This window comes from Streptomyces lothianensis (assembly GCF_047779955.1).
In the GTDB taxonomy this organism is placed as follows: domain Bacteria; phylum Actinomycetota; class Actinomycetes; order Streptomycetales; family Streptomycetaceae; genus Streptomyces.
Genome location: NZ_JBLMKT010000048.1, coordinates 1 through 24,576 on the forward strand (window position 1 = coordinate 1; position 24,576 = coordinate 24,576).

Annotated in this window: 22 protein-coding genes; 6 read left to right on the forward strand and 16 right to left on the reverse strand. The window is 70.9% G+C overall.

Features of this window, described 5'->3' with window-relative positions; all coding sequences use genetic code 11:
- Window positions 1–200: 200 nt before the first annotated feature.
- The gene (locus tag ACLF6P_RS17370) at window positions 201–782 is read left to right on the forward strand and encodes a hypothetical protein (RefSeq protein ID WP_415951313.1); all 582 of its coding nucleotides are present in this window, start codon (window positions 201–203) and stop codon (window positions 780–782) included.
- Window positions 783–856: 74 nt separating this feature from the next.
- Here the strand turns inward: ACLF6P_RS17370 and lysS are convergent, their stop codons facing one another.
- Entirely contained in the window at window positions 857–2,620 is a 1,764-nt protein-coding gene (gene lysS / locus ACLF6P_RS17375; RefSeq protein WP_415951314.1) for a lysine--tRNA ligase, read from the reverse strand.
- A 203-nt stretch (window positions 2,621–2,823) separates the two neighbouring features.
- Between lysS and argS the strand changes: the two genes are divergently transcribed.
- Window positions 2,824–4,587, forward strand: coding sequence for an arginine--tRNA ligase (gene argS, locus ACLF6P_RS17380; RefSeq protein ID WP_415951315.1), 1,764 nt, complete (start codon window positions 2,824–2,826; stop codon window positions 4,585–4,587).
- 87 nt (window positions 4,588–4,674) lie between these two features.
- On the opposite strand, the gene ACLF6P_RS17385 is transcribed toward argS, so the two are convergent.
- On the reverse strand, window positions 4,675–5,877 hold the full coding sequence (locus ACLF6P_RS17385) for an aminotransferase-like domain-containing protein (protein ID WP_415951316.1): 1,203 nt from the start codon (window positions 5,875–5,877) through the stop codon (window positions 4,675–4,677).
- 103 nt (window positions 5,878–5,980) lie between these two features.
- On the opposite strand from ACLF6P_RS17385, the gene ACLF6P_RS17390 reads away from it, so the two are divergent.
- Window positions 5,981–6,394: a VOC family protein gene (locus tag ACLF6P_RS17390; protein WP_415951318.1), complete on the forward strand. Its 414-nt coding sequence runs from the start codon at window positions 5,981–5,983 to the stop codon at window positions 6,392–6,394.
- 101 nt (window positions 6,395–6,495) lie between these two features.
- On the opposite strand, the gene hemB is transcribed toward ACLF6P_RS17390, so the two are convergent.
- From hemB to ACLF6P_RS17420, 6 genes are all read right to left on the reverse strand, one after another.
- Window positions 6,496–7,494, reverse strand: a complete 999-nt coding sequence (gene hemB, locus ACLF6P_RS17395; protein ID WP_415951319.1) for a porphobilinogen synthase — start codon at window positions 7,492–7,494, stop codon at window positions 6,496–6,498.
- Between the two features lie 139 nt (window positions 7,495–7,633).
- Window positions 7,634–9,301 carry a bifunctional uroporphyrinogen-III C-methyltransferase/uroporphyrinogen-III synthase gene (locus ACLF6P_RS17400; protein WP_415951320.1) on the reverse strand — a complete coding sequence of 556 codons (1,668 nt, stop codon included), beginning with the start codon at window positions 9,299–9,301 and terminating at the stop codon, window positions 7,634–7,636.
- Window positions 9,298–10,275 (reverse strand): hydroxymethylbilane synthase, encoded by a 978-nt coding sequence (gene hemC / locus ACLF6P_RS17405; RefSeq protein WP_415951321.1) that lies wholly within the window; start codon window positions 10,273–10,275, stop codon window positions 9,298–9,300. The genes ACLF6P_RS17400 and hemC overlap by 4 nt, the downstream gene beginning before the upstream one ends.
- The gene (locus ACLF6P_RS17410; RefSeq protein WP_415951322.1) at window positions 10,272–11,924 is read right to left on the reverse strand and encodes a glutamyl-tRNA reductase; all 1,653 of its coding nucleotides are present in this window, start codon (window positions 11,922–11,924) and stop codon (window positions 10,272–10,274) included. Before ACLF6P_RS17410 ends, hemC begins: the two co-directional genes overlap by 4 nt.
- Entirely contained in the window at window positions 11,921–12,700 is a 780-nt protein-coding gene (locus tag ACLF6P_RS17415; protein WP_415951323.1) for a redox-sensing transcriptional repressor Rex, read from the reverse strand. Before ACLF6P_RS17415 ends, ACLF6P_RS17410 begins: the two co-directional genes overlap by 4 nt.
- Window positions 12,701–12,963: 263 nt before the next feature.
- The gene (locus tag ACLF6P_RS17420) at window positions 12,964–13,245 is read right to left on the reverse strand and encodes a glutaredoxin family protein (RefSeq protein ID WP_415951325.1); all 282 of its coding nucleotides are present in this window, start codon (window positions 13,243–13,245) and stop codon (window positions 12,964–12,966) included.
- Between the two features lie 156 nt (window positions 13,246–13,401).
- On the opposite strand from ACLF6P_RS17420, the gene ACLF6P_RS17425 reads away from it, so the two are divergent.
- From ACLF6P_RS17425 to ACLF6P_RS17435, 3 genes are all read left to right on the forward strand, one after another.
- Window positions 13,402–14,415: an HAD family hydrolase gene (locus ACLF6P_RS17425; protein WP_415951326.1), complete on the forward strand. Its 1,014-nt coding sequence runs from the start codon at window positions 13,402–13,404 to the stop codon at window positions 14,413–14,415.
- A 352-nt stretch (window positions 14,416–14,767) separates the two neighbouring features.
- Window positions 14,768–15,580, forward strand: a complete 813-nt coding sequence (locus tag ACLF6P_RS17430) for an ECF subfamily RNA polymerase sigma factor, BldN family (RefSeq protein ID WP_415951327.1) — start codon at window positions 14,768–14,770, stop codon at window positions 15,578–15,580.
- Window positions 15,581–15,896: 316 nt separating this feature from the next.
- Window positions 15,897–17,084 carry a DUF5667 domain-containing protein gene (locus tag ACLF6P_RS17435; RefSeq protein WP_415951328.1) on the forward strand — a complete coding sequence of 396 codons (1,188 nt, stop codon included), beginning with the start codon at window positions 15,897–15,899 and terminating at the stop codon, window positions 17,082–17,084.
- A 120-nt stretch (window positions 17,085–17,204) separates the two neighbouring features.
- Here ACLF6P_RS17435 and ACLF6P_RS17440 read toward each other — a convergent pair whose 3' ends face one another.
- The 8 genes from ACLF6P_RS17440 to ACLF6P_RS17475 all read right to left on the reverse strand — a co-directional run bounded on the left by ACLF6P_RS17440 (window position 17,205) and on the right by ACLF6P_RS17475 (window position 24,452).
- Window positions 17,205–18,347, reverse strand: a complete 1,143-nt coding sequence (locus ACLF6P_RS17440; protein WP_415951330.1) for a lysophospholipid acyltransferase family protein — start codon at window positions 18,345–18,347, stop codon at window positions 17,205–17,207.
- 156 nt (window positions 18,348–18,503) lie between these two features.
- Window positions 18,504–19,568 (reverse strand): NAD-dependent epimerase/dehydratase family protein, encoded by a 1,065-nt coding sequence (locus ACLF6P_RS17445; protein ID WP_415951331.1) that lies wholly within the window; start codon window positions 19,566–19,568, stop codon window positions 18,504–18,506.
- Window positions 19,569–19,764: 196 nt separating this feature from the next.
- The gene (locus ACLF6P_RS17450) at window positions 19,765–19,863 is read right to left on the reverse strand and encodes a 30S ribosomal protein bS22 (protein WP_003948845.1); all 99 of its coding nucleotides are present in this window, start codon (window positions 19,861–19,863) and stop codon (window positions 19,765–19,767) included.
- Window positions 19,864–19,985: 122 nt separating this feature from the next.
- On the reverse strand, window positions 19,986–20,195 hold the full coding sequence (locus ACLF6P_RS17455; RefSeq protein ID WP_415951332.1) for a helix-turn-helix domain-containing protein: 210 nt from the start codon (window positions 20,193–20,195) through the stop codon (window positions 19,986–19,988).
- A gap of 130 nt (window positions 20,196–20,325) precedes the next feature.
- On the reverse strand, window positions 20,326–21,141 hold the full coding sequence (locus ACLF6P_RS17460; RefSeq protein ID WP_415951333.1) for a phosphatase: 816 nt from the start codon (window positions 21,139–21,141) through the stop codon (window positions 20,326–20,328).
- A gap of 243 nt (window positions 21,142–21,384) precedes the next feature.
- Window positions 21,385–22,554: an acetoin utilization protein AcuC gene (locus ACLF6P_RS17465; RefSeq protein WP_415951334.1), complete on the reverse strand. Its 1,170-nt coding sequence runs from the start codon at window positions 22,552–22,554 to the stop codon at window positions 21,385–21,387.
- A complete protein-coding gene (locus ACLF6P_RS17470; protein ID WP_415951335.1) occupies window positions 22,523–23,764 on the reverse strand; it encodes an MFS transporter in 1,242 nt (413 codons plus the stop codon). The genes ACLF6P_RS17465 and ACLF6P_RS17470 overlap by 32 nt, the downstream gene beginning before the upstream one ends.
- Before the next feature lie 43 nt (window positions 23,765–23,807).
- A complete protein-coding gene (locus ACLF6P_RS17475; RefSeq protein WP_415951336.1) occupies window positions 23,808–24,452 on the reverse strand; it encodes an HAD family hydrolase in 645 nt (214 codons plus the stop codon).
- Window positions 24,453–24,576 lie beyond the last annotated feature (124 nt).

Genomic DNA, 24,576 nt, shown 5'->3' on the forward strand with positions numbered 1-24,576 from the left:
TACCACTCTCCGAAACCGCACCGGCAGGCCTCGCCGCCGCAGGCATCGAGACACCGCAACTGATCCCGGGGACAGCTCAGTTGGAGGCCACCCAGGCACCCCAGCTACCCCAGGCGTCCCGAGCACCTCAGAGTCCCCAGGCGCCCCAGCCCGCTCAGGCGCCCCAGAGCACTCAGGTCCCCCAGGCCCCCCAGGCCTCCGTGGAAATCCCCCAGGAGTGGCCCACGAACCACGACAGCCCCTGGTTCGCCACCCCTCAGCAGACCCCGGAGGGCTACGAGCAGCAGCCGCAGCAGCAGGGCTACGAACGCGCCTACGACCCCGAGCCCCCGTACGGGGAGTGGTACGAGGAGCAGCCCGCCGAGGCCTTCGACAGCTCGCAGACCGGCGAGTTCCGCATCCCCTCGGGCCCGAACCGCACACGCCCGCTGCAGGTGCCCGGACCGCGCCAGGAGCAGCTCCCGGACCAGGAGCCCCCGGCACCCGCGCCCGCCCGGGCCGCCCAGGCCGCCCAGGCCGCCCAGGACACGCACACCGACGCGAACGTACAGCCCGAACCGGAGGCACCGGAGGCGGCCGAGCAGGCGGCCCCGACCGAGGAGCAGCTGTACCAGGTCTTCCGGCAGTCCATAAAGGGCGAGGGCATCCCGACCCCGGGCGCGTTCGCCGCGGATGTGGAGACGGCCTACGGCGTACGCCTCGGCCCGCGCGAGGTACGCGATTCCATGGACCGCTTCACGGCCCGCCTCAACGACGAACTCCTCGAGGACCACATCGCGTAGTCAGCCCCCCGCTCCCGAATCGCGCGAACGGCGCCGCCCCCGAAGGGACGGCGCCGTTCGCGTGCGTACGCGGATCAGGCCCCCAGAAGCTTCCGCACCCGGTCCGCCCCCACCGCGAGCAGCAGCGTGGGCAGCCGCGGCCCGGTGTCGCGGCCGACGAGCAGCTGGTACAGGAGCGCGAAGAACGACCGCTGTGCGGTCTTGATCTCCGGCGGCAGCTCCTTCGGCCCGGCATCCGCCGAGAACCCGGCCTGCACCTTCGGCACCCCGTACACGAGGTGCGTGAGCCCGTCGAGCGACCAGTGCTCGTCGAGCCCGTCGAGCAGCAGCCGCAGCGACTCGCGCCCCTGCTCGTCCAGCGCGGCGAGCGCCTCGCTGTCCGGTTCGCTGCGCACGATGGTGCGGGACTCGGCGGGCACGTACTTGGCGATCCACGCCTCCGCCTTGTCGAGCCGCGGCCGCACCGCGTCGAGGCCGGTGACCGGGTTCGCCGGGTCGAGCTCGGTGAGGATCCGCAGCGTCTGCGCGGCGTCCCCGGCCGTCACATCGGCGACCGAGGCGAGCGTCCCGTACTGCACCGGGCGCTCGGTGCGCGGCAGTTCACCGGCGGCCGTACGGGCCGCGCGGCTGTAGGCAGCGGCGTCCGCCGGCAGCGCGGAGCCGTCGGCGACCTTGGCCTCCAGCTTGTCCCACTCGTTGTACAGCCGCTGGATCTCCTGGTCGAAGGCGATCTTGAACGACTGGTTGGGCTTGCGGCGGGCGTAGAGCCAGCGCAGGAGCTGCGGCTCCATGATCTCCAGGGCGTCGGCCGGGGTGGGCACCCCGCCCTTCGACGAGGACATCTTGGCCATGCCGGAGATGCCGACGAAGGCGTACATCGGGCCGATCGGCTGCTCGCCGCCGAAGAGCTTCACGATCTGCCCGCCGACCTGGAAGGACGAGCCGGGCGAGGAGTGGTCCACACCCGAGGGCTCGAAGACCACGCCCTCGTACGCCCAGCGCATGGGCCAGTCGACCTTCCACACCAGCTTGCCGCGGTTGAACTCGCTGAGCCGGACCGTCTCGGTGTGCCCGCACTCCTCGCAGACGTAACTCAGCTCGGTGGTGGCGTCGTCGTAGGCCGTGACCTTGGTCAGGTCCTTCTCGCAGCCGCCGCAGAACGGCTTGTACGGGAAGTACGCGGTGCCCGTGCCGCTGCCGTCGTCCTCACCGGCGGCGCCCGAGCCCTCGGCGGCCGCGAGCTCCGCCTCGTCCACCGGCTTCTGGCCCTGCTTCTTCGGCGGGGCCTTCTTGGTGCGGTACTGGGCGAGGATCGCGTCGATGTCGCCGCGGTGCTTCATGGCGTGCAGGATCTGCTCGCGGTACGCGCCCGAGGTGTACTGCTCGGTCTGGCTGATCCCGTCGAACTCGACGCCGAGCTCGCCCAGCGCGGTGATCATCGCGGCCTTGAAGTGCTCGGCCCAGTTCGGGTACTCGGAGCCCTTGGGCGCGGGAACACTGGTCAGCGGCTTGCCGATGTGCTCGGCCCAGGACTCGTCGATGCCGGGGACGCCGTTCGGGACCTTGCGGTACCGGTCGTAGTCGTCCCAGGAGATCAGGTGCCGCACCTCGTGCCCGCGGCGGCGGATCTCGTCGGCGACCAGGTGCGGGGTCATGACCTCGCGCAGGTTGCCCAGGTGGATCGGGCCGGAGGGGGAGAGCCCGGAGGCGACGACGATCCCCGGCGCGGCAGCGCCCGAGTGTTTCGCGCCCGGGGCACGGCGCTCCGACTCGGCGATGACGTCGTCCGCGTAACGGGAGACCCAGTCCTGGATCTCCGTTCCTGTGCTCTGGGCCACGGTCGTGGGGCCTTTCGGTTCGGGTCGGTTCGGGTCGGCTGTTGCGCGGTGCACCACGCGCACAGCCATTCTCCCAGACTCCGCCCGGCCCCCGCCTCGGGCTTTCGCCGCGCCGCGCAGCGCCCCGTAAACCCCGCGAACCCCGTCCCCGTCTCATGGGAGAATTCAAGGGCCCACGCATCCCGACACAGGAACGGCACCCCATGGCCCCGGTCACGTCCCTCACCGCAAGCGTCCACGCACGGCTCTCCGACGCCCTGGCCTCCGCCCTGCCGGACGCCACCGGCGCGGACCCGCTGCTGCGACGCAGCGACCGGGCCGACTATCAGGCCAACGGCATCCTCGCCCTGGCCAAGAAGGCCAAGGCCAACCCGCGGGAGCTGGCCACGAAGGTCGTCGCCGCGATCGAGAGCGGCGAGCTGCTCGCCGACATCGAGGTCTCCGGCCCGGGCTTCCTCAACATCACCGTCTCCGACAAGGCGATCACCGAAACCCTGGCCGCCCGGTACGCGGACGCCGACCGCCTCGGCGTGGCGCCCAAGGCGAACCCGGGCCTCACGGTGATCGACTACGCCCAGCCGAACGTGGCGAAGGAGATGCACGTCGGCCACCTCCGCTCGGCCGTCATCGGCGACGCCCTGCGCGGCATGCTGGACTTCACCGGCGAGCGGACGGTCGGCCGGCACCACATCGGCGACTGGGGCACCCAGTTCGGCATGCTGATCCAGTACCTGGTGGAGCACCCGGGCGAGCTGACCCCGGCCGACGAGGTCGACGGCGAACAGGCCATGTCGAACCTGAACCGGGTCTACAAGGCCTCCCGGGCCGTCTTCGACTCCGACGAGGAGTTCAAGGAGCGGGCCAGGAAGCGGGTCGTGGCCCTGCAGTCCGGCGACGAGGAGACCCTGAAGCTCTGGCAGCAGTTCGTGGACGAGTCGAAGGTCTACTTCTACTCGGTCTTCGGCAAGCTGGACATGGAGGTACGGGACGACGAGATCGTCGGCGAGTCCGCGTACAACGACCTGATGCCCGAGACCGCCCGGCTCCTGGAGGAGTCCGGCGTCGCGGTCCGCTCGGAGGGCGCGCTCGTCGTGTTCTTCGACGAGATCAGGGGCAAGGACGACCAGCCGGTCCCGCTGATCGTGCAGAAGGCCGACGGCGGTTTCGGTTACGCGGCCTCCGACCTCTCGGCGATCCGCAACCGGGTCTTCGACCTCAAGGCCACCGACCTCATCTACGTCGTGGACGTACGGCAGTCGCTGCACTTCAGGATGGTCTTCGAGACGGCCCGGCGGGCCGGCTGGCTGACCGACGAGGTCACCGCGCACAACATGGGCTACGGCACGGTGCTCGGCGCGGACGGCAAGCCGTTCAAGACCCGTGAGGGCGAGACGGTACGGCTGGAGGACCTGCTCGACGAGGCCGTCGAGCGGGCCACCGCGGTCGTCCGCGAGAAGGCCGAGAAGGTGGGCCTGACCGAGGAGGAGATCGTCGAGAACGGCCGGTACGTGGGCATCGGCGCCGTGAAGTACGCGGACCTGTCCACGTCCCCGAACCGTGACTACAAGTTCGACCTGGACCAGATGGTCTCGCTGAACGGCGACACGTCCGTCTACCTGCAGTACGCGTACGCCCGGATCCAGTCCATCCTGCGCAGGGCGGGCGAGGCCCGGCGGGCCGCGCACCCGGAGCTGGAGCTGGCCCCGGCCGAGCGGGCCCTGGCCCTGCACCTGGACGCCTTCGGCGAGACGGTCTTCGAGGCGACCGCGGAGTACGCACCGCACAAGGTGGCCGCGTACCTGTACCAGCTGGCCACGCTCCTGACGAAGTTCTACGAGCACTGCCCGGTCCTGAACGCCGACAGCGAGGCCCAGAAGGAGAACCGCCTCTTCCTGGTCGACCTGACGGCCCGCACTCTCCACCAAGGCATGGCCCTCCTGGGCATCCGCACCCCGGAAAAGCTCTGAACGCAGAAGCACCGGGCGAGAGCAGAAGCACCGAGCGAGAGGGGGCCCACAGCGGTGGGCCCTCTCCCCGTTTCCGAGCTCCCCCCCTTACCCGAGGGCCCGCCCCAGCCGCCGCACCCCCTCCGCGATCTCCTCCGGGGAGTGCGTCACGAAGCACAGCCGCATCGTGGAACGGTCCGGGATCCCGGCGAAGAACGGTGCGCCCGGGACGTACGCCACCTCGTGCTCGACGACCGAGCGGAGCAGCGCGCCCGTGTCGTACGACTCCGGGAGCCGCGCCCACAGGAACATGCCGCCCTCGGGCCGGTTCCAGACCGAGCCCTCGGGCAGCGCCTCGCCGAGGCCCGCGAGCAGCGCGTCGCGGCGCTCCCGGTAGGCGGCGGCGACCGTGGCGACATGTGCGTCGAGGTCGTGGGCCGCCAAGTAGCGTGCCGCGGCGAGCTGGTTGACGGTCGGCGTGTGCAGATCGGCGGCCTGCTTGACGACCGCGCAGGCCCGTCGCAGCTCCGCGGGCGCGCGCAGCCAGCCGAGGCGCATCCCGGGCGCCATCACCTTCGAGAAGCTGCCGAGCAGCACGGTGCGGTCCGCGGCGCCTTCGTACGTGGCGATCCAGGGCACCCGCTCCCCCTCGAACCGCAGCTCGCCGTACGGGTCGTCCTCGACGATCCACAGCCCGCGCCGCCCGGCCACGGCAGCGACGGCGGCACGGCGCTCGGCCGTCATGGTCCGGCCGGTGGGGTTCTGGAAGCTCGGGACCGTGTACAGCAGCTTGGGCCGCTCGCGTACGACGATCGCGTCCAGGGCCTCCGGATCGATCCCGTCCTCGTCGCAGTCCACGGCCACGACGCGAGCGCCCGCGAAGGCGAAGACCTGGAGCGCGGCGAGGTACGTCGGGTTCTCGACGAGCACGGTGTCGCCGGGTTCCAGGAGCGCGGTGGCGACCAGCGAGAGAGCCTGCTGCGAGCCGCTCGTGACGAGCAGGTCATCGGCCTCGGTGGGCAGTCGGCGTGCGGTGGCCCGCGCGGCGAGCGCGGCGCGCAGCGTGGGCTCGCCCTCGGTGGTCGAGTACTGCAGCGCCCGCGCCGCATCACCGGCCAGGACCTCGGCGTAGGCCTCGGCGACGCCCTCGGCGTCGAACAGCTCCGGCGCGGGCAGCCCACCCGCGAAGTTGATCACCTCGGGCCGTGCGGTCACGGCGAGGATGTCCCGTACCGGCGAACCTCCCACGGACGCGGCACGCGCGGCGAGAGGTGGCGCGGGGGCAAGGCCGGTCTGCTCGGAGACGGTCACGGCGGCGACTCCTTCGATACGGGGTGGCTGTCCGGCCAGCGTAGAGAAACCGGGTGGCGGCTACACCTGTCATTTCAAGATCCGGACGCCTAACCTCGGACGCATGACCGCGAACGTGCCCTTCCCCTTCATCCACCACGTCACCCTGCTCGTCGGCGACTTCAAGGCGAGCGAGCGTTTCTACGCGGCCGCACTGGCGCCTCTGGACGTCTCCATCGAGGCCTACGAGGGCAATGCGGCGGAGCTGTGGCGTTCGGATGCGGACACCCCGTCGTTCGGGATGTACACCGCCCCGACCCCCGAGGAGGCGACCCGCGGCCTGCACATCGCCTTCACGGCCCGCAGCCGCGCCGAGGTGGACGCCTTCCACCAGGCGGCCCTCGCCAACGGGGGCACCGAGCGCGAGGCCCCGCGCCGCTGGCCCGAGTACGGCGCGTACTGCGCGTTCGTGAACGACCCGGACGGCAACAACGTCGAGGCCGTGTTCAAGGAGCCGCAGGGCGAACAGGGGGAATAGCCCGGAACAGCCCGGAACAACAAAGCGCGCCGCTCTGGGGCTGTCCGGCGGACAGCCCCAGGGCGGCGCGATGCGTTTGGCCGGAACCCGGAACCCGGAACTCAGGCGGCACGCAGCTTGCGCGCCGCCTCCACCGCCCAGTAGGTCAGAATCATGCCCGCCCCGGCCCGCTTGATCCCGGTGAGCGTCTCCAGGATCGCCGCCTCCCGGTCGATCAGGCCCTTCTCGGCGGCGGCCTCGACCATCGCGTACTCCCCGCTGATCTGGTACGCGGCCACCGGCACGTCCACCGACTCCGCGACCTTCGCCAGCACGTCGAGGTAGGGACCGGCGGGCTTGACCATCACCATGTCCGCGCCCTCCTCCAGATCGAGCGCGAGCTCCCGCAGCGACTCCCGGAGGTTGGCCGGGTCCTGCTGATACGTCTTGCGGTCGCCCTTGAGCGAGGAGGCGACGGCCTCGCGGAAGGGCCCGTAGAAGGCGGACGAGTACTTCGCCGTGTACGCGAGGATCGAGACGTCCTCGTGCCCGGTCTGGTCGAGTGCGTCACGGATGACGCCGACCTGGCCGTCCATCATGCCGCTGGGGCCGAGCACATGGGCACCGGCATCAGCCTGGACCTGAGCCATCTCCGCGTACCGCTCAAGGGTGGCGTCGTTGTCGACCCGCCCCCGCTCGTCCAGCACACCGCAGTGCCCGTGATCGGTGACCTCGTCCAGACACACATCGGACATGACGATCAGATCGTCACCGACCTCGGCCCGCACATCCCGCAGCGCAAGCTGCAGAATCCCGTCCGGGTCGGTACCGGGCGTCCCGACGGCGTCCTTCTTCTCGTCGAGCGGCACACCGAAGAGCATGATCCCGGAAACCCCGGCCTCGACCGCCTCGACGGCGGCCTTCTTCAGCGTGTCCCGCGTGTGCTGCACGACCCCGGGCATCGACCCGATGGCCACCGGCTCGCTGATGCCCTCCCGCACGAACGCGGGAAGAATCAGATCGGCCGGATGCACCCGCGTCTCGGCCACCATGCGCCGCATGGCGGGGGTGGTGCGCAGCCGGCGGGGCCGCGTCCCGGGGAACGATCCGTATGTGCTCAACTCTTTCAGCCCCTCCGGCGTTTGAGGAGATCCGACCGAAGGCCGGATGCGGGGTCCGGGGACGGAGCCCCGGGAAACGGTGAAAGGGCGGGGCGGGGAGAGGAAATCCCGCCCACCCCGCCGCACCCGACAACGAAACCTACTGCGTGGCCACCCGCCGCCGCCGCGCACCGGGCCGCTTCTCCGAAGGTCGCGTCACCGGATCCCCGGCCTCCAGCGCCGCCAGGCGCCGCGCCGCACCGAACTCCGCCAGCGCCTCCGCCAACTTGTGCACGGACGGCTCCGGGGCCATCACATCGACCCGCAGCCCATGCTCCTCGGCCGTCTTCGCCGTGGCGGGCCCGATGCACGCGATCACCGTCACGTTGTGCGGCTTGCCCGCGATACCGACCAGGTTGCGCACCGTCGAGGACGAGGTGAAAAGCACCGCGTCGAAGCCGCCGCCCTTGATGGCCTCCCGCGTCTCGGCCGGCGGCGGCGAGGCCCGCACGGTCCGGTAGGCCGTGACGTCGTCGACCTCCCAGCCGAGGTCGATGAGCCCCGCGACCAGCGTCTCGGTCGCGATGTCCGCCCGCGGCAGGAAGACCCGGTCGATCGGGTCGAAGACGGGGTCGTACGGCGGCCAGTCCTCCAGGAGTCCGGCGGCGGACTGCTCGCCCGAGGGCACCAGATCCGGCTTGACCCCGAAGGCGACGAGCGCCGCGGCCGTCTGCTCGCCCACCGCCGCGACCTTGATCCCGGCGAAGGCCCGCGCGTCGAGCCCGTACTCCTCGAACTTCTCACGCACGGCCTTGACCGCGTTGACCGAGGTGAAGGCGATCCACTCGTAGCGCCCGGTGACGAGCCCCTTGACCGCGCGCTCCATCTGCTGCGGCGTACGCGGCGGTTCGACGGCGATCGTCGGCACCTCGTGCGGCACGGCGCCGTACGAGACGAGCTGGTCGGAGAGCGAGGCGGCCTGCTCCTTGGTGCGCGGCACGAGCACCCGCCAGCCGAACAGCGGCTTGGACTCGAACCACGAGAGCTCGTCGCGCCGGGCGGCGGCGGAGCGCTCGCCGACCACGGCTATGACGGGCTGGTGGCCCTCCGGCGAGGGCAGCACCTTGGCCTGCTTGAGGACCTGGGCGACCGTGCCGAGACTCGCGTTCCAGGTGCGCTGACGGGTCGTCGTACCCGCGATGGTGACGGTCAGCGGGGTGTCGGGCTTGCGGCCCGCGGACACCAGCTCACCGGCCGCGGCGGCGACGGACTCCAGGGTGGTGGAGACGACGACGGTGCCGTCGGAGGCACCGACCTCGGTCCAGCAGCGGTCGGAGGCGGTACGGGCGTCGACGAAGCGCACATCCGCGCCCTCCGCGTCGCGCAGCGGCACCCCCGCGTAGGCGGGCACGCCGACGGCGGTCGCGATGCCGGGCACCACCTCGAAGGGGATACCGGCGGCGGCGCAGGCGAGCATCTCGTCGGCGGCGTTCGCGTCGAGTCCCGGATCGCCGTTCACTGCACGGACGACCCGCTTGCCGCCCCGTACGGACGCCATGACAAGATTGGCCGTAACAGCCGCGGTGTCCGCCGCCGTTGATGACGCGTCAGGCGCGCCCGGCGCCGCCGTGCCCTGCACGTCCACGCCCGAACGGGCATGTGTGCGGACGACGTCGAGCACAGCGGGCTCGGCGATCAGCACGTCCGCGACGGCAAGCGCCTCGACGGCGCGCAGTGTCAGCAGGCCCGGGTCTCCGGGACCGGCACCGAGGAAGGTGACCTGCCCGGATGCGGGGGCTGCGGGATATTCAGAGGCGGTGGGGCTCAATGTGCTCGCTCCCCCATCAGACCGGCCGCACCCTTGGCCAGCATCTCGTCCGCGAGTTCGCGTCCGAGCGCCATGGCCTGGTCGTGTGTGGTGGGTACGGGACCGGTGGTGGACAGCTGCACCAGCGCCGAGCCGTCGGTCGTGCCGACGACGCCGCGCAGGCGCATTTCCTTGACAACCTGTCCGTCCCTCACGAGGTCGGCCAGCGCACCCACAGGTGCGCTGCAGCCGGCCTCGAGAGCGGCGAGCAGGGATCGCTCGGCGGTCACGGCGGCCCGCGTGTGCGGGTCGTCGAGCTCGGCGAGCTGGGCGGCGAGGTCCGCGTGGGCCGCGGTGGTCTCGATCGCCAGGGCTCCCTGGCCGGGAGCCGGAAGTACGGTGTCGACCGAGAGGAACTCGGTCACTTCGTCGCTGCGTCCGACGCGGCTGAGCCCGGCGGCGGCAAGCACCACCGCGTCGAGCTCGCCCTTGCGCACGAAGCCGATGCGGGTGTCGATGTTGCCGCGGATCGGCACGGTCTCGATGCGCAGGCCGTGGCTGCGGGCGTACGCGTTGAGCTGGGCCATGCGGCGCGGCGAACCGGTGCCGATCCGGGCGACGCCCGTCCCGGAGGCGTCCGCGGCGAGTTCCGCGAACGTCAGGCCGTCGCGGGCGACCAGCACATCGCGCGGGTCCTCACGGAGCGGCATCGCGGCGACGACGAGCTCCGCGGGCTGCGCGGTCGGCAGGTCCTTGAGCGAGTGGACGGCGAAGTCCACCTCACCGGCGAGCAACGCGTCGCGCAGCGCCGTCACGAAGACCCCGGTGCCGCCGATCTGCGCGAGGTGCTCGCGCGAGGTGTCACCGTAGGTGGTGATCTCCACGAGCTCGACCTCGCGGCCGGTCAGCCGGCGTACGGCATCGGCCACATGACCGGACTGGGCCATGGCGAGCTTGCTGCGCCTGGTCCCGAGCCGGAGTGCCTGCTGGGTCATGCCCGCCCCTTTTTCTTGGTCGTGTCGGCGGTATCGGCCTTCGACACGGCTGCCACCGTCTCGGGGTCGAGGTCGAACAGGGTGCGCAGCGCGTCGGCGTACCCGGCGCCGCCGGGCTCGCCCGCGAGCTGCTTGACCCGCACGGTCGGTGCGTGCAGGAGCTTGTCGACGACACGGCGCACGGTCTGCACGACCTCGGCCTGCTGTCGTTCGTCGAGGTCGGGCAGGCGGCCGCGCAGCCGGGCCACCTCGCTGTCGACGACGTCGGCGGCCATGGTGCGCAGCGCCACGACGGTCGGCGTGATGTGCGCGGCGCGCTGAGCGGCGCCGAAGGCGGCGACCTCGTCGGCCACGATCGTGCGGACCATGTCGACGTCGGCGGCCATCGGGGCGTCCGCGGAGGCCTCGGCGAGCGATTCGATGTCGACGAGGTGCGCTCCGGCGATCCGGTGCACGGCGGCGTCGATGTCACGCGGCATGGCGAGGTCGAGCAGCGCGAGCCGCACCCCGGGGTGCGGGGTGTGCGCCTTGCCCTTGTCGCGTACGAGCCCGGCCTCGCGCTCCAGCGCGGTGCCGTTGTCGGCCCAACTGCCGTGCAGGTCGAGTGACTCGGCGTGCCCGGCCTCGTCGAGCCCGACCGGGCAGGCCTCGTGACCCTCGTGCGTGACGTCGTGCCCCTCGGCGATCCGCCCGTCGCGCGCGGCCGCGGCGGCCAGACGGGCGACGAGGCTGCCGTCGGGGGCGCGCAGGTCGGCGGCCTCGGCCGCGCCCTCGGCGGTCCCGGCGGCGGGCACGGGCGTGACGGCGGGCACGGGCGCGGCGAGCGCGGTGGTGATCACGTCGGCGGTCAGTACGAGGCCGGTGGCGCCGGTGCAGGACACGGCGAGGTCGACCCGCGCAAGCTCCGCCGGCACGGCGTCCATCTCGACGGCCCGCGCGCGCAGCGACGGGTGCTGCTCGGTGAGCAGCTGCACCAGGTGCCGGGCCCGCTCATGGGTCCGGTTGGCGATGACGATCTCGGCCGCGCCGAGCCGCGCGAGGGTGGCCGCGGCGAGTGAGGACATCGATCCCGCGCCGATCACCAGGGCGCTCCGGCCGGAGGCCCACTCGGCGACCGGGCGTCCGTCCGCGAGCTGTTCGAGGCCGAAGGTCACGAGCGACTGCCCGGCCCGGTCGATCCCGGTCTCGGAGTGCGCCCGCTTGCCGACCCTGAGTGCCTGCTGGAAGAGGTCGTTGAGCAGCCGCCCGGCCGTGTGCGTCTCCTGCGCCGTGGCGAGCGAGTCCTTGATCTGCCCGAGGATCTGGCCTTCCCCGACAACCATGGAGTCGAGTCCGCAGGCCACCGAGAACAGGTGGTGGACGGCCCGGTCCTCGTAGTGCACATAGAGATACGGGGTGAGCTCCTCCAGGCCGACGCCGCAGTGCTGGGCGAGCAGCGTGGACAGCTCGGCGACACCGGCGTGGAACTTGTCCACATCGGCGTACAGCTCGATCCGGTTGCAGGTCGCGAGCGCCGCCGCTTCGGCGGTGGGCTCGGCGGCCACGGCGTCCTGCAGCAGCTTCAGCTGGGCGTCCGCGCTCAGGGCAGCCCGCTCCAGCACACTCACGGGTGCGCTGCGGTGGCTGAGACCGACGACGAGGAGACTCACGCCGGCATCACGGCGGGGACATCCCCGTCGGGTCCCTTCCGGTCGGCCTGCTCGCCGGCCGACCGGGCGGCGGGCGGCACGACGCCGGGTTCGACGGCGGGCTCGACGCCCTCCTCGCCGGCCTTGCGCTGCTCGTGGAAGGCGAGGATCTGCAGTTCGATGGAGAGATCGACCTTGCGCACGTCCACGCCCTCGGGCACGGAGAGCACGGTCGGTGCGAAGTTCAGGATCGAGGTGACCCCGGCGGCGACCAGACGGTCGCAGACCTGCTGGGCGGCGCCGGCGGGCGTGGCGATGACACCGATCGACACCCCGTTGTCGTCGATGATCTTCTCCAGCTCATCGGTGTGCTGCACGGGCATCCCGGCGACGGGCTTGCCGGCCATCGCGGGATCGGCGTCGATGAGCGCCGCGACACGGAAGCCGCGGGAGGCGAAGCCGCCGTAATTGGCCAGGGCGGCGCCGAGGTTGCCGATTCCGACGATGACGACGGGCCAGTCCTGGGTGAGGCCCAGCTCACGGGAGATCTGGTAGACGAGGTATTCGACGTCGTAGCCCACACCCCTGGTCCCGTAGGAGCCGAGGTACGAGAAGTCCTTGCGCAGCTTCGCGGAGTTGACCCCGGCGGCGGACGCGAGCTCCTCGGAGGAGACCGTGGGAACGGAGCGCTCCGACAGCGCGGTCAGGGCGCGCAGATACAGCGGAAGCCTGGCGACGGTGGCCTCGGGAATCCCTCGGCTGCGGGTCGCCGGTCGGTGAGTTCGGCCAGTTGCCACGGTGCTCCTGCGGGTAGAGCGGGGCTGCAGGCGGTCGTGTGTCCCTGGACCGCCCCGTCGGATGCAGGCTATGTCTTTGTGAACGCGTGCACAAAGATTGTGTCCGCTTTGTCCGGCCAAAGTGACCGGGGTCACGCAAGATTCAGGCTCCGGCCTGGAACCGATGCGATGGCCGGTAACCGTCGCATAAACAGGGGGCAAAACCGCACACACTCCTCACGATTCCTCACCCCCGAGACCAAATCGCCCTCGATCCTAAAGGACTACGCGGCCCCGAGCGCCCGCCTGAGCCGGTCGGGATCCACCTTCCAGAAGTCGTGCTGCTCCCCGTCGACGAGGATCACGGGGATCTGCTCCCAGTACTTGCGGTGCAGTTCCTCGTCCTGCGAGATGTCCCACTTCTCCCACGAAGCCCCGGTCTCGCCGCACACTTCCCTGATCACGCCTTCCGCCACCTCGCACAGATGGCATCCGGGCTTCCCGATCAACGTGACGGTGCTCTCCGCGGGATCGGCCTTCTGCTTTCGCCAGAACAAGGGACTCATCCCCCTATTGTCCAGCCCGCCCCGCCCTTCCGACCCCACCCGCGCAGCCCACGCCTGCCCGGACGATCCCGCACCCCTGCCCACGTAACGCCCCGGTAGCGCACTGTTCACAGCCCGCATCCGGTACACGCGCCCGAAATGGCTATGCTCACAGGCATGGCCTCTCTGCGATGGCTCACCCCCCGTCGGCGCTCCGCCACCGCGCGCAGCGTCCTTGCCGGCGAGGCCTCGGCCGAGGCCGCTCGCAAGTCCGAGCAGGAACTGCACGAGCAGTACGAGCGGGAGCAGGCGAGAGAGCGGGCGAAGCAGGAGGCCGAGGCCCAGAAGAGGGCCGAGGGGAAGGCCGAGGGGAAGGCTGAGGAAGAGGCCGAGGAGGAACCGCCGTTCCCCGTCGAGGGCGACGACAGGGCCGCCGCGTTCTTCGACCTGGACAACACCGTCATGCAGGGCGCCGCGATCTTCCACTTCGGCCGCGGCCTGTACAAGCGGAAGTTCTTCGAGCGCCGCGAACTCACCCGCTTCGCCTGGCAGCAGGCATGGTTCCGCCTCGCCGGCGTCGAGGACCCCGAGCACATGCAGGACGCCCGCGACAGCGCCCTGTCCATCGTCAAGGGCCACCGTGTCTCCGAACTGATGTCCATCGGCGAGGAGATCTACGACGAGTACCTGGCCGAGCGCATCTGGCCCGGCACCCGCGCCCTGGCCCAGGCCCACCTGGACGCGCGCCAGAAGGTCTGGCTCGTCACCGCCGCCCCCGTGGAGATCGCCACGGTGATCGCCCGCCGCCTCGGCCTGACCGGCGCGCTCGGCACGGTCGCCGAGTCCGTCGACGGCATCTACACCGGCAAGCTGGTCGGCGAGCCCCTGCACGGCCCCGCGAAGGCCGAGGCGGTACGCGCGCTCTCCGCCGCCGAGGACCTGGACCTGGCCCGCTGCGCCGCGTACAGCGACTCGCACAACGACATTCCGATGCTGTCGCTCGTCGGACATCCGTACGCGATCAATCCCGACAGCAAACTGCGCAAGCACGCCCGCGAGCGGGACTGGCGGCTGCGCGACTACCGCACCGGCCGCAAGGCCGCCAAGATCGGCATCCCCGCGGCGGCCGGTGTCGGCGCACTCGCGGGCGGTACGGCGGCCGCGATCGCCGTACACCGCCGCCGCGGCTGAGCCCTCCGGCCCCACGGAGCGGCACGGACACATCCCGCCGGCAATCCGTACCCCTTACCCACGCACGGCCCCCGCCAGTCGCGCTGACGCGGACCCGCGGAAACCGGCCACAACCTGGCCTGCACAAAGACAGATCACGGTCTCATCCGATCAACAACCGGTCACTCAGTGGTACTTGAAGTGCCGGTACTCGGTAACAGAAGAGACGGAACCGGTGATTTCCGCAACTGGGTGTAGCGCTGCCTGTACGAAGCGTTATTCTCCTCAGACGCATTGAGGACCCCGCCGGTCGCCACGACGGGTGAACGGTCCAGCACTGCACGTGATGGAAAGCTCTGCCTCTGGGAGTCCCGTGTACCCACACGTCGGGGTTGACACCTCGGGCCTGGCTACGCTGCGCGCAACGGTCCAAGCACAACTGGAACTGTTGCGCGGCTTCGTCCCCACCGCGTACGCCGTCCCCGCCTTCGCCGTGCCGGTCGCTGCTGCAAGCGGCCCGGCCGGTCCCTGCTACGCACTCGCCGAAAGCAGCACCGCCTCGGTCGGCAGACGCGGGCGCAACGCGGGCGGTACGGCCGCTCCAGCGGTCCGCCGCCCCGCGGCCGACAGCGACAGCGCCCGCATGATGGAGCTCGTCGAACGCGCCCAGGCCGGTGAGGCCGACGCCTTCGGCCGGCTCTACGACCAGTACAGCGACACCGTGTACCGGTACATCTACTACCGCGTCGGCTCCGGCGGAAAGGCCACCGCCGAGGACCTCACCAGCGAGACCTTCCTGCGCGCCCTGCGCCGGATCGGCACCTTCACCTGGCAGGGCCGCGACTTCGGCGCCTGGCTCGTGACCATCGCGCGCAACCTGGTGGCCGACCACTTCAAATCGAGCCGCTTCCGCCTCGAAGTCACCACCGGCGAGATGCTCGACGCCAACGAGGTGGAGCGCAGCCCCGAGGACTCGGTCCTCGAATCCCTCTCCAACGCGGCCCTGCTCGACGCGGTCCGCCGCCTCAACCCCCAGCAGCAGGAATGCGTAACCCTGCGCTTCCTGCAGGGCCTCTCGGTCGCCGAGACCGCACGTGTCATGAACAAGAACGAGGGCGCGATCAAAACCCTCCAGTACCGGGCCGTCCGCACCCTGGCCCGCCTCCTGCCGGACGACGCACGCTAGCCGTCACCCCTCCCACCCGGCGGCCCCGCCCCCACGCTTCCCCCACATGGTTCCCCCTCACGGATCCACCGCCCCCCACGGCCCGTAATCCCCAACTCACCCCTTGTGACGAGCCGATGCTTCACGCGAAGAGACAGCGGTCCGATCATCTTTCGTCCGTAACCCAAGTGCCGCGACGGTCGTTGTGCGGGATGCAGGCTCCCTGTGGTCGCTGCCGGAGTGCTCCCCCTCACTCCTTGGAGTGGAAACTTCCCCGGCGTGCAACCCTCAGGACCCCCTGGGGAGTCGGATGTCATGACGAGAGGAGGTGCCGCCAGTGATCGCACATGTCTCGGCACACCGGCGGGCGAACGCCTTCGCCCAGGCCGTGGAGGACGAGTCCGAGCAGGGCACGGCGGCCGCACAGCAGGCGCGCGCGAGCGCCCCGTCGGAACCGACCGAGCAGGGCCGCATGCTGGCCCTCGCGGAAGGGCTCGGTGAGCTGCCCAAGCCCGAGCTCGACCCCGAGGTCAAGGTCGTGCAGCGGGCGCAGCTCGTGGCCGCGATGGAGGCGATGTTCGCGAGCGGCGAGGCGGACCTGTCGGTACCGGAGCAGCGCTCCAAGGGCGCCCACCGGGCGGGCCCCAAGCGGTTCCGGCCGCGTTCACGCCTGTCCAAGGGCATCGCCGCGGGCGGACTCACCGTCGGCGTGGCCGCCGGAGCGTTCGGCGGCGTGGCCGCCGCCAGCTCCGACGCCCTGCCGGGCGACTCGCTGTACGGGCTCAAGCGCGGCATGGAGGACTTCAAGCTCGGCCTGGCCGGCGATGACTCCTCCCGCGGCGAGCTCTACCTCGACCAGGCGTCCACCCGCTTGTCGGAGGCCCGTCGGCTGATGGAGCGCGGCCGCTCCGGCGCCCTGGACCACGAATCGCTGAGCGAGATCAGGCGCGCGCTGAACGGGATGAAGCACGATGCCGCCGAAGGCCACCGCCTGCTGAGCGAGGCCTATGCGCGCGACGGTTCGCTCGCGCCCATCCAGGCGCTCTCCTCCTTCTCCCAGTCACACCGCGGCAGCTGGCACACGCTGCGCAGCCAGCTGCCCCCGCAGCTCGGCGATGTCGGTGACGAGGTCACCTCGGTCTTCGACGCCATAGAGGACGAGGTCGACCCCCTGGAGTCCCTCCTGTCGGAGCCGCCCCGCACCGGCGGCGGCTCCGACATGCCGGGCCAGGGCTCGGAAGGCACCCGCACCGAGGACGACGGGGGTACGGACCCGAGCACCTCGGGCCCCGAGGGCTCCACCCCGTCCACCTCGGAGGAACCGAGCACCCCGCCGAGCTCCCCCGAGAAGGACGAGGGCCTCCTGGGCGGCTCCACCGGCGGCCTCCTGGACCCCCCGAAGACCGGGACAAGCCCGCCCCCCTCGGATTCGGGCAGCGATGCCCCCGCCCCGGAGATCACCTTGCCCCCGCTGCTCCCCGGACTCCTGCCGGGGTTGGGGATCGACGCGGAGGACGCGGACTAAGCGGAGGACGCGGACTAAGGGGTATCCGGCCGATCAGCACCTCATTGCCGTGAGCCCTCGGGTGGCCCAGCCACCCGAGGGCTCACGTCTTCTGACCGCTCTCCGGACGGGCCACGCCCCTCAGAAGAACACCGACCGCCGCCGCACCAGCAGCTTGTACAGCGTGTGCTGGATCTGCTCCCGTACCTGGTCCGTCAGGTTGAACATCAGCATCGGATCCTCCGCCGCCTCCGCCGGATACCCGTCCGTCGCGATCGGCTCCCCGAACTGGATCGTCCACTTCGTCGGCAACGGCACCGCCCCGAGCGGCCCCAGCCACGGAAACGTCGGCGTCACCGGGAAGTACGGAAGGCCGAGCACCCGGGCCAGCGTCTTCGCGTTCCCGATCATCGGGTAGATCTCCTCCGCCCCCACGATCGAGCACGGCACGATCGGCGTCCCGGCCCGCAGCGCCGTGGACACGAAGCCGCCCCGGCCGAAGCGCTGCAGCTTGTAGCGCTCACTGAACGGCTTCCCGATGCCCTTGAACCCCTCGGGCATCACCCCCACCAGCTCCCCGCTCTCCAGGAGCCGCTGCGCGTCCTCCGCGCAGGCCAGCGTGTGCCCGGCCTTGCGGGCCAGCTCGTTCACGACGGGCAGCATGAAGACCAGATCCGCGGCGAGCAGCCGCAGATGCCGCTGCTGCGGATGGTTGTCGTGCACGGCCACCTGCAGCATCAGCCCGTCGAGCGGCAGCGTCCCGGAGTGGTTCGCGACGATCAGCGCGCCCCCGTCGGCCGGGATGTTCTCGATGCCCCTCACCTCGACCCGAAAGTACTTCTCGTACATGGGCCGCAACAGCGACATCAGGACCTGTTCGGTGAGCTCCTGGTCGTAGCCGAACTCGTCGACGTCGTACTCACCGGTGATCCGCCGCCGCAGAAACGCCAGCCCACCCGCAATCCGCCGCTCCCAGCCGCCACCATCCCGCGCCGCCGCACCGGCCTCCCCGCCCGGCTGCCCGCTCTGCGCCCCCGCCGCCCGGCCGGGCACCGACCGCTCCGCCGAGCCCCCACGCACCTCCCGTACGGGTACACCTGCACCCGACCCGACACCCGGGCCCGAACCCGAGCCGCCCCCGGCACCTGAACCGGCACCCGCCCCGGTCCCCGCCGCCGAGCCCCCACGCCGCCCCCGCCGACGCCCGGGCCCGCTCCCGTGCCCCTTGCCGCCGCCCCCGCGCGACCGGTCGTCGTCGAAGGGAATGACCTTGGCGTCCGCCATTGCTGCTGCGCTCCTCAGTCGGCGCTGTACGTCGAATGCGTACGGCTCGGATGCGTACGGTTCGGCTGCGTGCTCTTGCCCTACGTGCTGTTGCCCTGCCTGCGGCTGTCCTGGCCGCGGTTGTCCTGGCTGCGGCTGTCCTGGCCTGCGGTTGCCCTACGTGCTGTTCGCCTCGGTGCGCCCCGGCCCGCCCTCGATCGGCAGCCGCTCCGCGATCCGGTCCACCGCCGTGGCCAGCGCCTCGGGCGGCAGCAACCCCGCCCCACGGCTGCGGGCGAAGTCCGCGAAGGTCTCCGCGGTGGAGTACTCGGGCCGGAACCCCAGTGTCTCGCGCATCTGCGCCGTGGAGACCACCCTGCCGTGCGTCAGCAGCCGCACCTGCTCGGGCGAGAAGTCGGTGAGCCCCATGGTGCGCAGCGCGGTCCCCGCCCAGGTGACAGCGGGCAGCAGCACGGGCACAGTGGGCCGCCCGAGCCGCCGCGAGCACTGCGAGAGCAGCAGGACCCCGTCGCCGGCGATGTTGAAGGTCCCGCTGTTGAGCGTCCCGCGCGCGGCATCGTGCGAGGCGAGCCGCAGCACCTCGATCACATCGTCCTCGTGCACGAACTGCAGCCGCGGGTCATAGCCGAACACGGTGGGCAGCACCGGCAGCGAGAAGTAGTCGGCGAGCGGCGTCTCCGCGGTCGGCCCGAGGATGTTCGCGAAACGCAGCACGCTCACGGCCACATCGGGCCGCCGGCGGGCGAAGCCGCGCACGTAGCCCTCGACCTCGACGGCGTCCTTGGCGAAGCCGCCGCTGGGCAGTGATTTGGGCGGGGTGGTCTCGGTGAACACGGCCGGATCGCGGGGCGCCGAACCGTACACATTGGTGGAGGACTTGACCACGAGCCGCTCGACGGTGGGCGACTTCTGGCAGGCCCCGAGCAGCTGCATGGTGCCGATGACGTTGGTCTCCTTGACCGAGCCCCGGCTGCCGCCGCCGAGCGGGGTGCCGCTGACGTCGAGGTGCACCACGGTGTCCACGGAGTGCTCGGCGAGCACCTTGGCGATCGCGGGCCGCCGGATGTCGGCCTGCACGAACTCCGCGCCGCCGAGCTGATGCGCGGGCGCCTGCGCGTCCACGGCGATCACCCGGTCCACCTCGGGGTCGCGCTGGATCCTCCGTACGAACCGGCCGCCGAGCTGCCGGGCCACCCCGGTGACGAGCACGACCTTGCCCAAGATCAGCTCCTGCCTTCCCCTCAGAACCGCTTCACGCCGCGCCCCGCCACCGTATCGGGTGAATGTTGCGCTGTGATGACCGACCACTGCATGAGGTGACGATCAGGGGAAAACCGCAGGTCCCATCGGGTGCGATACGACTGTGGCCCTCCCACCACGAGGGTGGGAGGGCCACAGAGCGCTGCTTCAGCTTCGCTTACTTCTTGTTGCGACGCTGAACGCGGGTGCGCTTGAGCAGCTTGCGGTGCTTCTTCTTGGCCATCCGCTTACGCCGCTTCTTGATAACAGAGCCCACGACTACCCTCGCTCACTTCTCTTCACTCGGTGCGGGGCAGACTAGGCCCACACGACCTACGAGGGGCCAGCCTACCCGCCCGAGCTTCCAAGGCTGTAATCGAGGATCCAGAACGGCCTCGATCAGGCCGTCTCCACCCCCACATAGGAATCGCGGAGGTACTCGTGAACCGCGTTCTCCGGGACCCGGAAGGACCTCCCCACCCGGATCGCGGGCAGATGACCACTGTGCACCAAGCGGTACACGGTCATCTTGGACACACGCATCACCGCGGCGACTTCCGCCACGGTCAGGAACGCCACCTCGGACAGAGGCCTCTGCTCAGCAGCCATGACACACCTGAACCTTCCGCACATGGACGGGCACCGGCTTCCCCTTCCGGTGACTCCTTGTCGCCACGCGCTCACTCCCCAGAGTAGGGGCGGGTGGTGCGAGTGGGGAAGAGCGCTGCGATCGGGGCGCCTACCGTGACAGACCCGCCCGATTGAGTACGTAGCGCGTCAGCGGCCGGTAGTAATCAGACCGCACAGCGTCATCAAGCGGAACGGCGACGGACACCCGTCCCTCGGCCTCTCCGACGAACAGCGCCGGATCATCCGTATCCGCCAGGCCGATCGCCTCGATGCCCAGCTGACCTGCACCGCAGACCCAGCCGTGATCCCCGACGACCAGCGCGGGCAGCGGCCCGCCCGCGGCCGCTGCGGCCCCGAGCGCGGTGCGAACCGGCAGCGGCGAGTGGCTGTGCGCGCCCGGCTCACACCCGGCGCCCCGCGCGCCGTCCGCACGCACCAGCGCGACTCCTCGTACGTAGTCGAGGTTGTACGTACGTAGACCAAACCGAGTCGTTATGTCGACAGAGCTACCCTGCGCGGGGGTGAGGACGGTACATCCCGCCGCCGACAGAGCGTCTGCCAGAGCGCCGTAGAAGCCGAGCAGCCGGTGCGGATGCCCGGTGCCGAGCAGCACCGGCGCCCGGCGGCCGGCGGCCGCGGCGAGCCGTCCGGCGAAGGCGTCGAGACCCGCGAGGGTCAGCTCGGGGTCGATGACATCGGTTCCCTGGCGCTGCGCGGGATCGGGCGAGACCCCGCACTTGTCGGCCATGAGGGAGAGCAGTTCGCCGGCGCCCCAGGCCCGTTCGGGGTCGAGCCCGAGCAGCATGCGCGGATCGCGGGCCGCGAAAAGCCGGTAGTTGCGCAGCGACTTCTCCCGAGAGGTCGCGATGGGGCCGGCGAGCCGGGCGGCCAGGAGGTGCGCCCGCAGGGCGCCGACACTCAACACGCGATGATGCTGGCGCAGTTCGCCGCACGAGGGCCGCGGAATCCGCGGAAAGCCCACAGTTGGCCTAACACCAGCTCCCCACCCGGAACAGGCCTCGCTCCGGACGGACTTCACCCCGGCAGACCTCACCCGGGACAGACCTCACCCGGGACAGACATCACCCGGGACAGACCCCTCCCGCCCGGGGGCCGCTCCAGCCCCTCAAGGCTATCGGGCCCCACTGACAATCCCGGCCCGTCACCTTCACGCAAGCAGTCCGCGCTGCGGGAAGACCGCCCGCCGCGTCGCCAGGATCGTCTGGTCGATCCGGTCCGCCGGATCGTAACCCGCCGACCAGTCCAGCCACTTCGGCGTCCGCCCGTCCGTCATCCGCGCCGGCGCCGGCTGCCGGGTCCGCGCGTAGACCTCGTGCTTCCACTCCTCGGGCACCTCGGCGGCCGGATCGACCGGCCGCCCCGCCGCGATCGCCGTCAGATGCGTCCACGACCTCGGCACCACGTCGACGACCGCGTACCCGCCGCCGCCGAGCGCGAGCCAGCGCCCCTCGGCATGCGCGTGCGCCAGATCGTGGCAGGCCTCCTGCACGAGGCGCTGCGCGTCGAGCGAGATCGCGAGATGGGCGAGCGGATCCTCGAAGTGCGTATCGGCACCGTGCTGCGTGACGATGACCTGCGGCCGGAAGTCCGCGATCAGCTCCGGCACCACGGCGTGAAAGGCCCGCAGCCACCCCGCGTCCCCGGTCCCGGCGGGCAGCGCCACGTTCACCGCGCTCCCCTCGCCCTCCCCCTCCCCGGTCTCCTCGGGCCAGCCGGTCTGCGGGAACAGCGTCCGCGGATGCTCATGCAGCGAAACGGTCAGTACGCGGGGATCCTCGCGGAACGCGGCCTGCACCCCGTCCCCGTGGTGCACGTCCACATCGATGTACGCGACCCGCTCGGCTCCCAGCTCGAGGAGCCGCGCGATGGCGAGCGAGGCGTCGTTGTAGATGCAGAAGCCTGCCGCGCTCCCCGGCATCGCATGGTGCAGCCCGCCCGCGAAGTTCACGGCATGCGCCACCTCACCGCGCCAGATCGCCTCGGCCGCACCCACCGACTGCCCGGCGATCAGCGCCGAGACCTCGTGCATGCCCGCGAAGGCCGGATCATCGGGCGTCCCGAGACCGTACGAGGGATCAGCGGCGCGCGGCTCCGCGGAGGCGGCCTTCACCGCTTCGATGTAGTCCTCACGGTGCACGAGCCGCAGCGTCGAGTCCCCGGCCGGCTGCGCGGCGACGAGCTTCAGCTCCTGGTCGAGGCCGAAGGCACCGATCAGCTTCCTGGTCAGGGAGAGCCGCACGGGATCCATCGGGTGCTCGGGCCCGAAGTCGTACCCCGTGACTGCCTCATCCCACATCAACTGCGCGCGGCCGCTCATGCCCCTCACCGTATCGGTCGCCCTCGGCCTCGAAGGAGCGGGCGTAGACCAGCGTCAGGAGCACCAGCGCCATCGGCACGAGCATCGCCCCGCGGTAGCTCCACGCGTCCCCGATCCCGCCGACCAGCGGCGAACCGACGAGGAAACCCACGTAGTTGAAGATGTTGAGCCGCGCGATCGCGGTATCCGAATCCCCGGGGAACATCCGTCCGGCCGCCGCGAACGTCTGCGGCACGATCACACACAGCCCGAGCCCGAGCAGCGTGAACCCGACGATCCCCGCCCACGCCCCGGGCGCCACCGCCACGACCCCGAAGCCGAGCGCCGCGAGCAGCGTCCCGGCCCGCACCACCGTCACCGCACCGAACCGCCGCACCCCGAGATCCCCTACGGCCCGCCCGAGCAGCGTCGTCACCATGTACACGTTGTACGGAACGGTCGCCAGCTCCTCGGAGCTGTGCAGCACGTCCTCCAGATACTTCGCACTCCAGTTGGCCACGGTCGAATCGCCGATATACGCGAAAGTCATGATGAGGCACAGCGGAAGCAGCGCCTTGAACACCACAGGAGAAGCTCCGCGCGCCCCGCCTTCCACTCCCCCTTCGACTCTCCCTTCCGCTCCGTCTTCCGCCCGCGCACCGTCCCCGGTCTCGCCACCCGCGTACCACCGGCTGCCCGCAAGCACCGCCGGCAGCAGCACCACGACCACCGGCAGATACGAGACGAAGAGCGCCAGATCCCAGTGCGCCCCGACCCAGGCGAGCGAGGCCCCGACGATCCCGCCGAGGCTGTACACGGCGTGGAAGCCGAGCATGATGCTGCGCCCGTAAGCCTGCTGCAGGCTCACGCCGAGCATGTTCATCGAGGCGTCAAGCGCACCCACCGCGAGGCCGAACACACCGAGGGCCAGGGCGGCCTCCCACATCCGCGAGCCCGCGCCGACCCCGAGCAGCGAGAGCAGCACCACCGGCTGCGACCAGCGCAGCACCACCCGTGGCTCGATCCGCTTCACCAGCCGCTCGGTGGCCACGCTGCCGACGCCCGCGAGGACCGGCACAGCGGCCAGGAACGCGGGCAGCAGCCCGTCGGATATCCCGTACCGGTCCTGGATCGCCGGTATGCGGGTCACCAGCAGGGCGAAGGTCACGCCCTGCACGAAGAAGCTGAACACCAGGGAGGCCCTGCCATGCCGCAGGCGCGCGTCGGTCATGGCCGCACAGCGTAGGGCTCCCGCCTACCGACGGGTAGATGGATCACCGCAACAATTCGAGCAGCTGCCCCATGTCGAAGAAGTACGCGTTGGCGCCCACGAGCCGCTCGGAGGGCATCATCGACGTGAAGGCGTACACGTCCATGCCGGCCGCCCGCGCCGCCTCCACCCCGAGCGGGCTGTCCTCGACGACCGCACAGCGGTCGGGGTGTACCCCCATCTGCGCGGCGGCGTGCAGAAACAGGTCCGGCGCGGGCTTGCCCCGGCCGACATCCTCCGCGCTGAAGATCCACTCCTCCTCGAACCACTCGTCGAGCCCGGTCGTGCGGTGCCCCACCCGGATCCGCTCATGACTGCCGGAGGAGGCCACGCAGTACGCGATGCCGTCGGCGGTGAGCTTGGCGAGGACGTCCTCGGTGCCGGGCACAGCGGTCAGTTCCCGCTCGAAGGCGGAGAACACACGCTGGTGCAGGTTCCGGTCGAAGTCAGCCGGAAGCTCCTGCCCGGTCCGCTCCCGCACGAGATCGTGCACCCGGTGCACGGCGGCTCCCATGTAGTCCCTGAGGGACTCCTCGTACGTGGTGGGGTGACCGAGCTCGGTGAGGTACTGGGCCAGGATCGTGTTGGAGATCGGCTCACTGTCCACGAGGACGCCGTCGTTGTCGAAGATCACCAGGTCGTATCGCATGGAACGACTGTAAACGGGCAGAACGCGAAAAAGCCTCAGCCCCCGGACAATGTCCAGGGACTGAGGCTCTATCAAATTTAGTTCGGCGGCGTCCTACTCTCCCACAGGGTCCCCCCTGCAGTAC